General features: G+C 75.6%; 13 protein-coding genes. 5 read left to right on the top strand and 8 right to left on the bottom strand.

Annotation, left to right across the window (positions count from 1 at the left end; translation table 11 throughout):
• Positions 1-25: 25 nt before the first annotated feature.
• The 3 genes from ACIBQ6_RS02460 to ACIBQ6_RS02450 all read right to left on the bottom strand — a co-directional run bounded on the left by ACIBQ6_RS02460 (position 26) and on the right by ACIBQ6_RS02450 (position 2,729).
• The gene (locus ACIBQ6_RS02460) at positions 26-1,150 is read right to left on the bottom strand and encodes an alpha/beta hydrolase family protein (RefSeq protein WP_397209800.1); all 1,125 of its coding nucleotides are present in this window, start codon (positions 1,148-1,150) and stop codon (positions 26-28) included.
• A gap of 46 nt (positions 1,151-1,196) precedes the next feature.
• Positions 1,197-1,691, bottom strand: coding sequence for an RNA polymerase sigma factor (locus ACIBQ6_RS02455; RefSeq protein ID WP_397209799.1), 495 nt, complete (start codon positions 1,689-1,691; stop codon positions 1,197-1,199).
• A gap of 90 nt (positions 1,692-1,781) precedes the next feature.
• A complete protein-coding gene (locus ACIBQ6_RS02450) occupies positions 1,782-2,729 on the bottom strand; it encodes a MerR family transcriptional regulator (protein WP_397209798.1) in 948 nt (315 codons plus the stop codon).
• Between the two features lie 213 nt (positions 2,730-2,942).
• On the opposite strand from ACIBQ6_RS02450, the gene ACIBQ6_RS02445 reads away from it, so the two are divergent.
• Genes ACIBQ6_RS02445 through ACIBQ6_RS02435 form a run of 3 tightly spaced genes read left to right on the top strand, consistent with a single transcriptional unit; the run spans position 2,943 to position 6,264 of the window.
• Positions 2,943-4,397, top strand: a complete 1,455-nt coding sequence (locus tag ACIBQ6_RS02445; protein WP_397209797.1) for a phytoene desaturase family protein — start codon at positions 2,943-2,945, stop codon at positions 4,395-4,397.
• Positions 4,394-5,293 (top strand): phytoene/squalene synthase family protein, encoded by a 900-nt coding sequence (locus ACIBQ6_RS02440; protein ID WP_397209796.1) that lies wholly within the window; start codon positions 4,394-4,396, stop codon positions 5,291-5,293. The genes ACIBQ6_RS02445 and ACIBQ6_RS02440 overlap by 4 nt, the downstream gene beginning before the upstream one ends.
• Positions 5,290-6,264 carry a phosphate acyltransferase gene (locus tag ACIBQ6_RS02435; protein WP_397209795.1) on the top strand — a complete coding sequence of 325 codons (975 nt, stop codon included), beginning with the start codon at positions 5,290-5,292 and terminating at the stop codon, positions 6,262-6,264. The genes ACIBQ6_RS02440 and ACIBQ6_RS02435 overlap by 4 nt, the downstream gene beginning before the upstream one ends.
• A 5-nt stretch (positions 6,265-6,269) precedes the next feature.
• On the opposite strand, the gene ACIBQ6_RS02430 is transcribed toward ACIBQ6_RS02435, so the two are convergent.
• A complete protein-coding gene (locus tag ACIBQ6_RS02430; RefSeq protein WP_358301610.1) occupies positions 6,270-6,977 on the bottom strand; it encodes a spheroidene monooxygenase in 708 nt (235 codons plus the stop codon).
• Between ACIBQ6_RS02430 and ACIBQ6_RS02425 the strand changes: the two genes are divergently transcribed.
• Positions 6,949-7,554: a glycerol-3-phosphate acyltransferase gene (locus ACIBQ6_RS02425; RefSeq protein ID WP_397209794.1), complete on the top strand. Its 606-nt coding sequence runs from the start codon at positions 6,949-6,951 to the stop codon at positions 7,552-7,554. The two genes, ACIBQ6_RS02430 and ACIBQ6_RS02425, sit on opposite strands and share 29 nt — an antisense overlap.
• Here the strand turns inward: ACIBQ6_RS02425 and ACIBQ6_RS02420 are convergent.
• The 3 genes from ACIBQ6_RS02420 to ACIBQ6_RS02410 are packed head-to-tail and all read right to left on the bottom strand — an operon-like array spanning position 7,496 to position 10,835.
• On the bottom strand, positions 7,496-8,629 hold the full coding sequence (locus tag ACIBQ6_RS02420) for a glycosyltransferase (protein ID WP_397209793.1): 1,134 nt from the start codon (positions 8,627-8,629) through the stop codon (positions 7,496-7,498). The two genes, ACIBQ6_RS02425 and ACIBQ6_RS02420, sit on opposite strands and share 59 nt — an antisense overlap.
• Positions 8,626-10,065, bottom strand: coding sequence for a phytoene desaturase family protein (locus ACIBQ6_RS02415; RefSeq protein WP_397209792.1), 1,440 nt, complete (start codon positions 10,063-10,065; stop codon positions 8,626-8,628). The genes ACIBQ6_RS02420 and ACIBQ6_RS02415 overlap by 4 nt, the downstream gene beginning before the upstream one ends.
• Complete coding sequence (locus ACIBQ6_RS02410; protein ID WP_397209791.1) at positions 10,053-10,835, bottom strand: carotenoid biosynthesis protein; 783 nt, start codon at positions 10,833-10,835, stop codon at positions 10,053-10,055. Before ACIBQ6_RS02410 ends, ACIBQ6_RS02415 begins: the two co-directional genes overlap by 13 nt.
• Before the next feature lie 121 nt (positions 10,836-10,956).
• Between ACIBQ6_RS02410 and ACIBQ6_RS02405 the strand changes: the two genes are divergently transcribed.
• The gene (locus ACIBQ6_RS02405; RefSeq protein WP_397209790.1) at positions 10,957-13,092 is read left to right on the top strand and encodes an NACHT domain-containing protein; all 2,136 of its coding nucleotides are present in this window, start codon (positions 10,957-10,959) and stop codon (positions 13,090-13,092) included.
• On the opposite strand, the gene ACIBQ6_RS02400 is transcribed toward ACIBQ6_RS02405, so the two are convergent.
• Positions 13,087-13,584, bottom strand: coding sequence for an ion channel (locus ACIBQ6_RS02400; RefSeq protein WP_397209789.1), 498 nt, complete (start codon positions 13,582-13,584; stop codon positions 13,087-13,089). The two genes, ACIBQ6_RS02405 and ACIBQ6_RS02400, sit on opposite strands and share 6 nt — an antisense overlap.
• Positions 13,585-13,592: the final 8 nt, after the last annotated feature.

Raw genomic sequence — 13,592 nt, 5'->3', positions numbered from 1 at the left:
GTTCCTCCGGTCACCGGTCCGGGGCTCAGGTCCGGGAGGCGTCCCCGGAGAGGAAGTCGCGGACGAGGCGGTCATAGCGGGCGCGGTCGACGTTCCACGCCTCCGTGTGCTCGCCCCGCTCGAACGGCTCGAACCGGATCTCCCACCCCAGCCGCCTGCCCGCGGCCACGAGACCGTACGCCTCCTGGATCGGGTGCTCGGCGTCGGGCACGGTATGGATCAGCAGCAGCGGCGGCCGGACCCGCGGCGGACGCCGGATCAGGCTGAGCCGGTCCGGATCGACCCCGGTACGCCACCGGACGACCTGGTTCGACAGCCCGGCCAGGAAGCCGGGCAGGTGGTGGTTCCTGACGCCCTGTTCGGCGGTCATGCCGACGTCGATCATGGGGGCGTCCATGACGATCCGGTCGACCAGGGCCGCCAGCGGCGACCGGTCCAGGAACTGCCCGACGACCTGGCCGCCCATCGAGGTGCCGTACAGGACGAACCGCCGCGCCCCCATGGTTCGCGCGTGGCGCAGGGCGGCCTCCAGGTCGCGCCACTCCGAGTCGCCCAGGTGCAGCAGCCCGTCGGGCGAGGCGGGCGCGCCCTGGTCGTTGCGGTAGCTGATGTCCAGGAAGGGCAGCCGCAGCCCGTGCACGACGGGCAGGACCTTCAGCTCCGCCTTGCGCCGCCCGTTCTGGCCGTGGACGGCGACGACCCAGGTGTCGCCCTCGCCCGGCACGTACCAGGCCGGCGCGGGTCCCAGTTCGGTGGGCACCATGATCTCGGTGTAGCCGATCCCCCAGGCCACCTCGGGATCGCCGGGCGGCACGTTGCCGAACCAGCCGGGCGTGCCGACCGACGGGACGTGGCCGCGCAGCACCTTGCGCGTCACCCGGTCGGCGGCGCCGGGGACGACGTCGCCGAGCATGGCGTACGAGCCGGTCCACTCCAGCCAGTACGTGCCCGGCTTGCCGGTCTCCGGCGTGCGCGTGAGCGTCACCAGGTCGCCCCGCACGGCCAGGACCTCGGTGTTGGCCGCGCCGTGACGGACGACGCCGACCGACTGCTCGCTGCCGAACCAGGCCCCGGCCCCCGCCGCCCCGGCCAGGACGACGACGACCGCCAGACCCGCGATCCACAGCCGCCTCTTCTTCAGTGCTCGCATGTATACAGAGTAAACTATGGACGTTTACGGCGTATACATCCTCGGCTCAGGCCGTTCCGGCCAGGAGGTCCGAGAGCCGGTGCAGCCCACGCGAGATGCGGGCCTTGACGGTGCCGATGGGCACCCGCAGGTGCTCGGCGATCTCCCGCTGGGTCAGGTCGGCGAAGTAGGCCAGCTCGATGGCCTGCCTCTGGGCGTCCGACAGTTCGGCGAGCGCGCGGTCGATCTGGTCGCGGTCGCCGAGCGCGTCGGGCACCGGCCGGGCGCGTCCCGGCAGATCGCCCGCCTCCTGCAGCGGCACGGTCAGCAACCGCCGCACCCGCAGATGGTCGACGGCGCGGCGGTGGGCGATGGCGAAGACCCACGCGGCCTGGCTGCGCCCGGGATCGTACCGCCCGCGCGAGCGCCAGACGTCGGCGAAGACGACCTGCAGCAGGTCCTCCACCTCCTCGGCGGGTACGAACCGGCGCAGGTAGGAGCGCACGGAGGGAGCGTGCGTGCGGTAGCACTCGCCGAGCGCTTCCTCGTCACTGGTGTCCATGCGCCTGCCCCTCACCGCAAAAACCTATTCAAAACTTATTCATATCGAGGCGCGGCAGGCGGTCACAAGCTCATCGGGGGAAAGGGCGGCTCAAATCAGGGTCGACATGACGCATGCGACGGCGTCGGGCAACGTCGACACCCGCACGACGCCCTCGGGGGCCGGGCCCTGCCAGCCACGCCCGCCGATGACGATCCGGCAGGCGGGACGCACCTGGGGCAGTGCGGCGAGAGGCGCGGTGTCGCCGGTCTCCGCCCGCTGCGACCAGACGAACACGGCCGCGGGCCCGAGCCGCCGCATCGCGTGCGCCAGCGCCGGGTAGGGGGTGCGTGCGCCGAGCACGCGGGTCTGCACGCCGCGTTCGGCGAGCGCGGCGGCCAGGGCGTGCACCGGAAGGCTGTGCTGCTCCTCCTCGGCGCAGGCCAGGAGCACCGGCCGGTCCGACCGCGGCGGCACGTCGCCGGCGAGGCGGTGCAGCGCCGCCTGGAGGTGGCCGGACAGCAGGTGCTCGGCGTCGATGCCGGACCCGGTCGCGTCCTGGCCCCGGCAGACGGCGTCGAGCGCGGGCAGGAAGAGGTGCTCCCACGTCCACACCACGCCCTGCGCGGCCAGCGTCTCCTCGACCAGGGCGGCGACGGCTCCGCCGTCGAGCATGACCGCGGCGCGGGCCAGCGCGGCGACGACCTGCCGCGGCGCGGGGGGCCCGCCGGGAGGCCGCGGCGTCCGCCGGCCGCCGGAGGGGACGGCCGCCGTCCGCGCGCCGGAGGACGACGCGGCAGGGATGTCGGGCAGCGCGAGGGCGAGCCTGGCCGCCTCGGCCGGCACCAGGCCGGTGGCGATCAGGCGTTTCATCTCGGCCAGCCGCCGCACGTCGGCGGCGCCGTAGCGGCGGTGGCCCCCGGGACTGCGGCGGCTGGGGCCCAGGCCGTAGCGCAGGTTCCAGGTGCGCAGCGTCGGCGCGGGGATGCCGAGGCGCCGGGAGACGGCTCCGATGCCGAATCCCGCGTCCTCCTCGCTGACCGGTGTGTCCTCGTCCATGGTGTTCCCGCTGCCGCTCGACGTGTCCGACTATCTTTTCGCGCTTGCGGGGTCCTTGGGCGCATGGCTGGGCGCGTCCGGCTTGATCCCGTTGTCCGGTGACGTGCAACCGGGCGCGCTCCTGGCACGAATTCTGTTCATAGCGACAGAAGGAGCTGCGTGCATGGACACGGTGACCTCGCAGGCCGGGCACGTGCGTGGGACGGCCGACCGATGAGCCCGGTGGTCGTCGTCGGGGCCGGGCTGGGCGGGCTGGCCGCGGCCGTCCACCTGGCGGCCGCCGGTCGTCAGGTCACCGTGGTGGAGGCGCTCGACGAGCCCGGCGGCTGCTGCGGCACCGCCCGCCTCGGGCCGTTCCGCTTCGACACCGGTCCCTCGGTGCTGACCATGCCCGGCGTGCTGGCCGAGGTGTTCGGCGCGGCCGGGCAGGAGCTGCGGCACTGGCTGCCGTTGCGCCGCCTGGACCCGTCGTACCGGATGGTCTTCGACGACGGGTCGCGGCTGGACGTCCTGCCCGAGCGCGAGGCGATGGCCGAGCAGGTGCGGACGGTGTGCGGGCCCGCCGAGGCGGCGCGCTACGACCGCTACCGGGCGCTGCTCGACGAGCTGTTCCGGGTGGAGTGGCCGGCGTTCATCGACGCGGACGTGAGCCGGCTGCGCGCCCTGGCCCGGCCGGCCGCGCTGCTCCGGCTGGCCCGGCTGGGCGGCTTCCGGCGGCTGGACCGCCTGGCCGCCCGGCACCTGCGCGACCCCCGGCTGATCAAGGCCCACACCTTCCAGTCCCTGTACGTGGGGCTCGCGCCGCAGCGCGCGCTCGGCATCTACGCCGTCATCGCCCACATGGACACCGTCGGCGGCGTGTACTTCCCGCGGCGCGGCGGCATGCACGCCATCCCCTCGGCCATGGCGGCCCTGCTGGCGAAGCTAGGCGGCGACCTCCGCTACGGCGCCCGCGCCGACAAGGTCGAGACGGACTCCGACGGCGTCACCGGGGTGCTGCTGGCGGGCGGCGAGCGGCTCGCGGCGCGGCAGGTGGTCGTGGCCTGCGACCGCCTGGCCGCCCGGCGGCTGCTGCCCGGCCCGGCGGCCGACTGGCGGTTGCGCCGCCCCCACCACTCCCCCTCCTGCCTGGTGCTGCACGTCGGACTGGACCGTCCCCTGGACGGCCAGGCCCACCACACCCTGCATTTCGGACGGGCCTGGCGGGAGACCTTCACGGCGCTGGCGGCCGGCCGTCCGCAACCCGATCCCAGCCTGCTGATCACCCATCCCGAGCCGGACGGCGAGGCCGCGCCGCCCGGACAGGCCACGCTCAGCGTCCTGGAACCCGCGCCCAACCTGCGGACCGCCGACTGGGGCCGGTTGCGGCCGGAGCTGGAGACGCGGCTGCTCGGCCGCCTGGCCGCACTCGGCCACGGCGACCTGTCCGGCGCGCCCCGGCTGGTGCTCGACCCGCCCGCCTGGGCGGCGCGCGGGCACAGCGCGGGCACCCCGTTCGCGCTGGACCACCGCTTCACCCAGACGGCGTGGCTGCGGCCCTCGGCCGTCGCCCGGCGAGTGCCGGGACTGCACTTCGCCGGCATGTACACCGCGCCCGGCGTCGGGATCCCTCCGGTGCTGATCTCCGGCCGGCTCGCCGCCGAACGCATCTTGAAGGAGGCCCGTTGACGCTCACCGCCAGCTACGAACGCTGCCGACAACTCCACGCCCGCTACGGCCGCTCCTACTACCTGGCCACCCGCCTGCTGCCCCAGTGGAAACGCCGGCACGTGCACGCCCTGTACGGCTTCGCCCGCTACGCCGACGAGATCGTCGACTCCTTCACGATGACCGGCGACCGCGCCCGCGCGCTCGACGACCTGGCCGCCAAGGTCGAGGCCGGGCTGGGCGGGGCGGCGACCGGCGATCCGATGTTGCCCGCGTTCCTGCACACCGTGCACTCCTTCGGCATCGACCACGGCGACGTCCGCGCCTTCCTCGCCTCGATGCGCGCCGACCTGTCGGTGCGGCGGTACGCGACCTACGACGACTTGCTGGGGTACATGTCGGGATCGGCCGCCGCGATCGGCACGATGATGCTGCCGGTGCTGGAGCCGGCGCCCGGCCACGAGGAGGCGGCCCGCGAGCCGGCCCGCCAGCTCGGCCTGGCCTTCCAGCTCACCAACTTCCTGCGCGACGTCGCCGAGGACTTCGCCCGCGGCCGGGTCTACCTGCCGATGGAGGACCTGGACAAGTTCGGCGTCGTGCCCGGCATGCTGGGCGAGCGGCGGACCCGGCGGGCGGTGCGCGACCTGCTGGCCTTCGAGGCCGGGCGGGCCCGCGAGCACTACCGGGCCGCCGACGAGGGCATCGGCCTGCTCGTCGCCTCCTCGCGGCCGTGCGTGCGCGCCGCCTTCGAGCTGTACGGCGGCATCCTCGCCGAGATCGAGCGCCGCGGCTTCGACGTCCTGGCCGGGCGGGTGCGGGTGCCGCGCCGCCGCAAGGCCGCCGTCTTCGCCCGGCACCTGCTGGCCTCCGCCGGGTCGGGCCGGGCCGAGCGGCGCGTCCGCGTGGAGCTGCCGTGACCGGCGCGGCCCCCGTGGTGCTGGACGCGATGGGCGGCGACCACGGGCTCGCCGAGGTGGTCGCGGGGGCGGTGCTGGCCTGCCGCGAGCACGGCGTGCCCGTCGTCCTGGCCGGCCCGGCGCCGCGGCTGGCCGAGGAGCTGCGGCGGCACGGCGCCGCGGACCAGATCGAGGTGGCCCACGCCGAGGACGCCGTGCCCATGACCGAGCGCGGGGCGGGCGCGACCGCGCTGGCCGCCTCCAGCCTGGCGATCGGCTGCGACCTGGTCGGACGGGGCGAGGGCGGGGCGCTGGTGTCGGCCGGGTCCACCGGCGCGGTGGTCGCCTGCGCGGTGCGCGGCATCGGCCGGGCGACCGGCGTGCTGCGGCCCGCGCTGGCCGTGGCGCTCCCGTCGCTGCCGGGCGGGGCGAGCGTGCTGGTGGACGCCGGCGCGATCACCGATCCGAGCCCCGCCATGCTGGCCCAGTTCGCGCTGCTCGGCGCGGGGTACGCGCGGGCCGTGCTGGGCGTGGCCGACCCGGTGGTGGGGCTGCTGTCGATCGCGGCGGAGCCGGGCAAGGGCAACCGGCTGGCCCGGCAGGCCGAAGAGCTGCTGGGCGAGCTGCCGGTGCGCTTCCACGGCCCGGTCGAGGGGCACGACGTCCTGGCCGGCACGGTGGACGTGATCGTCACCGACGGCTTCACCGGCAACGTCGTGCTCAAGAACGTCGAAGGCTGCGTGCGCACGGCGCTGACCATGGTGGCCGACGCCGGCCTCGCTCCACCCGACCGGCTCGCCGAGGTGGCGCGCCGCTACGACCCGCAGACGCACGGCGGCGCCGTCCTGCTCGGCCTGCGCGGCACCGTCGTGGTCGCGCACGGCTCCTCGCGGGCGGCCACGATCGCCCGCGCCTGCGTGGTGGCCCACACGCTGGCGGGACGGGATCCGGCGGCCGGGATCGCGGCGAGCGCCGTCACGGCGGCGGGATGAGGGGGTCAGCTCAACGGGTCGCGCCCGTCCCAGCGGCCCTCGCTGGCATAGGGGACGAAGCGGGCGAACAGCTCTTCGGCGTACCAGTCGCGGGCCCGTACCCGCTCGACGACCCGCCGGTGGGCCTGGCCCCGGTAGGCGAAGTCCCGTACGGCCCGCCGGTCGCGCCACAGCGAGAAGGTGGCCTGCCGGGCGAGCGGCCACTCCCCCATGCCTACCGAGGCCAGGCAGCCGTCCTGCCGCCGCAGCAGCTCCTCGACCGGCGGGACCGACCGGTAGAAGGCGACCAGCCGGCCGGGCCGGATGGACGCCCTGGTGAGCACCGCCACCGGGCCGGGCCCGCCGTCGTCGCGGGCCGGCGCGCCGCCGAACGGGTCGCGGCCGCCCCACGCGCCGCGCGAGGCGAGCGGGGCCAGCCGGGTCTGCCAGTACTCCGCGGACTCCGTCCGCCAGCGGGCGGCGATCGGCGAGTCGCGCAGGAACTCCGCCAGGTCGCTCTCCCGCCGCCAGACGGCGAACAGCGCCCAGCGCCGCAGGTCGGCGCCCAGCGACATCGAACGTCCCCTGCCGGTGCCGAGCAGCCGCCAGAAGATCGGGCCGCCGGGGCGGCGCAGCAGCGGCCGGTCGAAGGCCATGTGCTTCATCGCCCCCCTGCCGCCGTACCGGACGAGGTGGAACGACGCGATGGTTGAGGTGCTCGTGTCGGTGGTCATCGGCTACCTGCTGGGGTCGGTGCCGGTCGCGGTCCTGACGGCGCGGGCGCACGGCGTCGATCCGCGCGACGTCGGGGACCGCAACCCGGGGTACTGGAACGTCAAGGAGCAGCTCGGGCGGTGGGCGGGCGTGCCGGTGTTCGCCGGCGACACGCTGAAGGGCACCCTGGCCGCCCTGGTCGCGCTGGTGATCGGCGGCGGCCACACCGCCGCCTTCGGCGTGGTGTCGGGGGCGAGCGTGGCGCCGGTGTACCTGGCGGTGGCGGCGGCCATGGCGGGGCACGCGTGGCCGCTGTTCGCCGGCTTCCGGGGCGGCCGGTGCGTGCTCACCTTCGCCGGCGGGGTCGCGGTCATCTGCCCGCCGGCGTTCGGGCTGGCCGTGGCGGCGCTGACGCTGGTGGCGCTGGCGACGCGGTCGTTCGCGGCGGGCGCGCGCCTGGCGGTGTTCGGGATGCCGCTGCTGCAGCTGCTGTTCATGCCGGCCGAGCTGGTGGCGGCCACCGGGGGGCTGATGTGCCTCATCGGGCTGCGTTTCGGGCAGGCCGCGCTGGCCGGACGCCGCTCGTCCCACCGCTGACGCCGCCGCCGACCTCGTAGGTGCGGCCGCGCCAGTTGCGCACCGGCCGTACGGTGGCCTGCGTCAGGCGGAACGCGGTGGCCGGGTCCAGCAGCGGCGACAGCAGCAGCCCCACTCCGGGCCGCCGGTAGCTGCCCCGCAACGCGGCCGTCAGGGACACCCGCAGTCCCAGCAGCGCCAGGTCCAGGCCGGTCGGGCGGGCCGCGGCCAGCCGCAGCACGGGCAGCGCCGCCGTCAGCCAGATGACCGCCAGGTCGGCCGCCTGCCGGCCGGGGCCGGTCACGTCGGCCAGCGGCAGCGAACGGCCCCACTCCCGCCACAACTCGGCCGCCGAGTCGTGCATGTCGACCTCCAGCAGGCCGCCGGCGTCCAGGAAGCCCACCGACCAGCCCTGTGCGGCCAGGCGGCGGGCCAGCGCCACGTCGTCGGTCATCCGGTCGCGCACGAGCGCGAAGCCGTCCGCCTCGGTCATCCGGGACCGCCGGAAGGCCATGCACTGGCCGTTGGCGATCACCCGGTGCGGCGGCGGCGGGCTCGGCGGGCCGACGGGGCCGAAGCGGTAGACCAGCGTCGCCAGCATCGAGGCGTGCAGGGCCTGCTCCAGGGCGCCGTCGCAGACGAAGCGCGGGCCGGCGCTGACCAGGTCGTAGCGGTCCAGGGTCGCGGCCAGCGCGCCGAACAGGCCGGGCGCGGGCCGGACGTCGGCGTCCAGCGTGACCACGACGCCGGCGCGGGCGGCGGCCACCCCCTGCCGCAGCGCCCACTGCTTGCCGACCCAGCCGGGCGGCAGCGGATCGGCGGTGACGACGGTGGCGCCCAGCGACGCCGCCAGCCTCGCCGTGCCGTCCCGGGAGCCGTCGTCCACGACGATCACCTCGCGGACGCCGGGGGCGGCCAGCGCGGCGCGCAGGCACGGGCCGATCCTGGCCTCCTCGTCGCGGGCGGGGATCACCACGGAGACCGGCTCGCCCGCGACCGGACGCGGCCGCAGCGCGGGCAGCCGCCGCCGTCCCCGCGCGAGCCGGGCCGCCACGACGGCCGCCGCCACGCCCTGCGCGACGGTGAGCGCCCTCATCGCGAACCGCCCGCGAGGTCCTGCGCCACCAGGCCGGCCACGATGCGGGCGCCCAGCGTCACCATCGGCAGGCCCCCGCCGGGGTGGGCCGAGCCGCCCACCAGGTACAACCCGCGTCTCGGCCCCCGGTTGCCCGGCCGGGCGAAGGACGCCAGCCTGCCCCGGTAGGCGCTGCCGTAGATCGCGCCGCCCCAGGAGCCGTACCGGTCCCGCAGGTCGGCGGGGGTGAAGACGTCGACGAAGCGCAACCGGCCGGCCAGGTCGCAGCCGCGCCCGGCCAGCCGCTCCAGCACCAGGTCCCGGTACGCCTCGACCCCGATCCCCCACCGGGCCGGATCCCGGGCGGGCACGTTGACCAGCATCGTCCAGTTCTCCGCCCCGCCCGGGGCCTGGGAGGCGTCGTCCACCGCCGAGCAGCCGACGTAGACCGTCGGGTCGAGGGGCGGACGTCCCCGGTCGAAGATGTCGGCGAACTCGCGCTCATAGTCGGCCGAGAACAGCACCGAATGGTGCGGCAGCCCCGGCGTGCGGCCCTCCACCCCGGCCAGCAGCAGGAAGGCCGAGGACGAGGTGCCGAGCCGGGCGATCCGGCGCAGCCGCCGCCGGTCCGGCGACAGGCGGCCGTACAGGGCGGCGGCGTCGGTGCCGGCCACCACGACGTCGGCCCGCACCCTGCGTCCGCTCGCCAGCCGTACCCCGGTGACCTTGGACGCGTCAGCCTCGACGGCGGCGACGGGCTCGGACAGGAAGATCTCCACCCCGGCGGCCTTCAGCAGCAGCGCCAGGTCGTCGGCCAGGCGGGCCAGACCGCCGGGCGCGTACCAGACGCCCTCCCCGTGCTCCAGCGCCGGGACGCAGCCCAGCGCCGCCGGCGCCCGGTACGGGCTCGACCCGGCGTACGTGGCGTAGCGGCCGACGTACTGGCGCAGGCGGGGGTCACCGAAGTGGCGCCGCGCCAGCCCGGCCAGGGTGCGGGCGGGGGCCACCGCGGTCAGGTCCGACAGCCGCGGCCTCCCCTGCCGCCGGATCGGCGGCCCGGCGAACACGGTCCGCTCGGCCGCCCGCAGGCAGCCCTGCGCCCACTGGTGGAAGGCCGTCCAGGCCCGGCCCTCGCCCGGCGCCAGCCGCTCCACCTCGGCGGCCATCCGCGCCGGGTCGCGGTGGGCGTCCAGGACCGTGCCGTCGGCGAAGCGATACCGGCACAGCAGGGCGGGTTCGATCAGCCCGCGCTCCAGCCCGAGCTCGCGCAGCACGCGCGGCATGGTGAGCAGCGAAGGGCCGAGGGAGAAGGTGAAACCGTCCCGGCGATGCTCGGCCAGCTTGCCGCCCAGCCGCGGCAGCTGCTCGTACAGCCGCACCTCGTGGCCCTGGCGGGCCAGCAGCAGCGCGCACGCCATGCCGCCCATGCCGCCGCCGATCACCGTCACCTCGGCCATGACCGCCTCCAGGCCGGCGCGGCGAACGCGCCCATCGTGATCCCTCCGGCGGCGGCGACCAGCAGGTCCGGCGGCCGGAACACCGCCGCGAAGCCCACCGTCTCCATCACCGCCATGACCGTGTACAGCGCCAGCAGCCCGCGCGCCGGGGCGCCGGCCCGGACGATCCGCCCGACGACCACCATGACCAGCGCCGACACCAGGAGCCAGCCGGCGAAGTTGCTCAGCGGCACGCCGCGGTAGAAGCCCTCCCGCGCCCACGTCCACAGGCCGAGCCGGACCATCTGGGGGTCGAGGAACAGGTCCCACGCCGTCAGCGCGCCCGCGCCCGCGCACACCCTGGCCACCCCGCCGGACGGCACGACCGCGACCGCCACCGCGTGGGCCGCCAGCCCCATGCCGCCCCACGCCAGCACCACCACCACGGGAACCCCGGCCACCTGCGGCCACAGCGCGTCGCTGTAGCTGTAGGAGCCGAACGGGAACCCGGTCAGCAGCCCCGCCAGCTCGGCCGCGTACCCGGTCAGCGCCGCGCCGGCGAAGGCGGCCGCCGCCCTGGCCGCGCCCCAGGCGTCCGCGGCGAAGGCCAGGGCGCACGCCGCCAGCAGCACGACGATCACCCCGGTGAGCCGTTCGGGCCGCGCGGCCAGCCCGGACGCCACCTGGCAGCCCACCATGGCCAGCACCGACAGCACGCCGAGCGCGCGGCCCGGCCGCAGCGCCGATCTCAGGGCCGCGCCCGTCAGCTGCCGGCCTGGTGTGCCTTCCACATACCTGTGTTTCGCACGTGCCGCCCGCGGGGTTGCACGGGCCGCGAGCCGGTACGGGACGAAGAGGATCTTTGTCGCGTTCCCCGCACACGACGGGTGCCCGCTTTGAAATGCTGGGACCGTGAGCCGGCGGACGAGGACATGGTGGTTCTGGGCGGGCGTGGCGGCCGGGATGGTCATGCTGGTGGCCGCCGCGCTGCGGCTGTGGACGCTCTACCCGGGCGACGTCGACCCGGTCGGCGCCGGGCTGGGGCTGGCCGGGACGGGCATCGCCGCGTTGTCCTGGTGGCAGGCGCAGCGGCTGGCCGACACCGACGTGCAGGCGGCCGCGATCCTGCTGGCGGGGCGGGTGCTGGCCGAGGAGCGGGCCCAGCGGGCACAGCTGCTGGGCCGCAAGGGCAGCGACGCGGTCATCGACGTCGACTTCTCCTTCCATCCCACCGGCGGCTCCGTCTCCGCGCCGCCGGCCGGCAGCCTGAAGCAGGTGGCCGCCTACTTCCGCGAGCTGGGCGGACCGGGGCGGCTGGTGATCACCGGGGTGGCGGGTTCGGGCAAGACCGTCCTGGCCATCGAGCTGATCCTCCGGCTGCTCGACGGCCGGCGGCCCGACGACCGCGTCCCGGTGCGGATCTCCGCGGCGAGCCTGGATCCCGACGTGCCGGTGCGGGACATGCTCGCCCGGCACCTGACCGCCGCGTACGGCCTGAAGCCGGTGACCGCGCGCACGCTCGTGGCGGCGGAGCGGATCCTGCCCGTCGTGGACGGGCTCGACGAGATGGACGAGACCGACGAGCCGGGCTACGGGTCGCGGGCCGCCCGGGCGCTGCGCGCGCTGGAGGAGTACGAGCACGGGCTGGACCGCTGCAGCATGGTCCTGACCTGCCGCACCGACCAGTACGACGCCCTGGTCGCCGACCGGGCCGTCCCCCGCGGGATCGTCCGGGTCGACGTGGGCAAGGTGGGCGGCGACAAGGCGTGGCGGTTCATCCAGGCCGTCACCGACCAGGAGGACCCCGACCGCTGGCGGCCGGTCCTCGATGCGCTGACCCGCGACGGCCACGTCCTGGCCGAGGCGCTGAACACGCCGTGGCGGCTGACCCTGGCGGTCAGCGTCCACGAGCAGCGCGACCCGGTCACCGGGCGCTACGTGCGCTCCCCCGAGGTCCTCACACGCTTCGCCGACCAGCAGGCCGTACGGGAGCATCTCCTCGGTCTGTTCATCCCCGCCCGCCTGGCCGCGGCGGACCCGGCGGGCAAGGGGCCGGACGCCCGGCGCACGCACGCCTACCTGGCCGTCCTGGCCGCTCACCTGCACGCCAACACGGGCCGGCCGCCGTTGCACGGGCGCGTGTTGTCCGGCACGGATCTCGTGCTGCACCGGTTGTGGCCGCTGGCGGGCGACCGGGCGCGGTTCTTCGGCGCGCTGGTGGCGCTGGCGACCTGCCTTCCCGGGGTCGCCGCCGCCGTCGTCGCGGCCGTCGTGGTGTTCTCGCAGGTCGAGATCGTGGACGGGAAGATCTCGGGCGCGACGGTGATGGCCGTCGGCCTGCTCCTGCTGCCCGGCACGGTGGCGGTGCGCCTGCTGACCGAACCGGTCACGGCCTATCGGCAGGCGTGGTCCGCGGCGGACGAGGACGGCCTGCTCCGGTCCCGCGGCGGACAGAGCCGCAGGCGGAGCGTCGTGGACGGCGTGCTGGCCGCCCTGTACGGCTGCCTGACGAGCGCGGCGGTCATCATGGAGTTCGGCGCCGCCCTGCCGCTGTGGGTGCCGATCGTCTTCGGCGTCCTGGTCGGCGTGGGGATGGCGAGCGGCAGAAACGTGGAGCTGGGATACGCCGGCTCCTGGGACGGCGTCGACCCCAGGACGGTCATCCGCAACGACGTCGTCTCGACGCTCGTGGCCGCGCTCACCTTCGGCCCCGGATTCGGGTTCATGCTGGGCATCTGGTTCGTGAAGCTGCTGGCGGGGATCCCGGTCGTCGCGGCGGTCGCGGTGGCCGCGGTGTTCGGCATGTCGCTGGTGGCGTCCTGGTCGCCGCTGCTGGCGCGCCGCTACCTGGGGCTGCTGCTGGCCACGCGGGGCCGGCTGCCGTGGCGGCTGGGACGGTTCCTGCACCGCTGCTACGACGCCGGGCTGCTGCGGATCTCCGGGATCGCCTACCAGTTCCGGCACCGCGAGCTCCAGGACTACCTGGCCACGCACCCCCAGGCTCCCACGGCGGCCCCGGTCCCCTGCCTGGAGGGAGAACCCTCATGACGACTCCTGCGAGCGCCACACGCCCACGATGAGCGCGAGCGCCGACGTCACGACGATCAGATCGAAGATCACCTGCACGATGACCAGGGCCTTCGCCCCCTGCCCGAGGGGGACGACGTCGCCGTAGCCGACCGTGCCCAGGGTGATCACCGAGAAGTAGAGCGCGTCCACCCGCGTGCGCAGGCCGTGGAACTGCGCGGCCATCAGGAAGTACAGCGCCGCGAAGAAGACCACCACGACGGTGACGACGGTCAGCAACATCGCCAGTTGCTCCCCCAAGGACCGTCCGGGCCGCAACGCCCGCGCCACCTGCCGCGCCAGCAGCCAGGCCAGCACGATCACCCCGGCCAGGCAGGCCAGGGCGCGCAGCTCGGGCGAGCCGTCCTGGAGTTTCTCGGTCGGCAGCGGCACGACGAAATAGACGCCGGTGATCAAGGCGGCGGCGACCGCGCTCCGCACCCATGCCAGCACGCCGGCCGGAGAAGCACACATGAGAGGAA

This window comes from Nonomuraea sp. NPDC049655 (assembly GCF_044465465.1).
Taxonomy (GTDB): Bacteria; Actinomycetota; Actinomycetes; order Streptosporangiales; family Streptosporangiaceae; genus Nonomuraea.
The sequence above is the reverse complement of the archived record's forward strand: the minus strand, read 5'-3'. Positions and strand labels throughout refer to the sequence as shown.

Bases quoted from the DNA above. Each gene is read 5' to 3' on its own strand.
- ACIBQ6_RS02460 (WP_397209800.1), bottom strand. From the start codon at position 1,150: ATGCGAGCACTGAAGAAGAGGCGGCTGTGGATCGCGGGTCTGGCGGTC.
- ACIBQ6_RS02455 (WP_397209799.1), bottom strand. From the start codon at position 1,691: ATGGACACCAGTGACGAGGAAGCGCTCGGCGAGTGCTACCGCACGCAC.
- ACIBQ6_RS02450 (WP_397209798.1), bottom strand. From the start codon at position 2,729: ATGGACGAGGACACACCGGTCAGCGAGGAGGACGCGGGATTCGGCATC.
- ACIBQ6_RS02445 (WP_397209797.1), top strand. From the start codon at position 2,943: ATGAGCCCGGTGGTCGTCGTCGGGGCCGGGCTGGGCGGGCTGGCCGCG.
- ACIBQ6_RS02425 (WP_397209794.1), top strand. From the start codon at position 6,949: ATGGTTGAGGTGCTCGTGTCGGTGGTCATCGGCTACCTGCTGGGGTCG.
- ACIBQ6_RS02430 (WP_358301610.1), bottom strand. From the start codon at position 6,977: ATGACCACCGACACGAGCACCTCAACCATCGCGTCGTTCCACCTCGTC.
- ACIBQ6_RS02420 (WP_397209793.1), bottom strand. From the start codon at position 8,629: ATGAGGGCGCTCACCGTCGCGCAGGGCGTGGCGGCGGCCGTCGTGGCG.
- ACIBQ6_RS02415 (WP_397209792.1), bottom strand. From the start codon at position 10,065: ATGGCCGAGGTGACGGTGATCGGCGGCGGCATGGGCGGCATGGCGTGC.
- ACIBQ6_RS02400 (WP_397209789.1), bottom strand. From the start codon at position 13,584: ATGTGTGCTTCTCCGGCCGGCGTGCTGGCATGGGTGCGGAGCGCGGTC.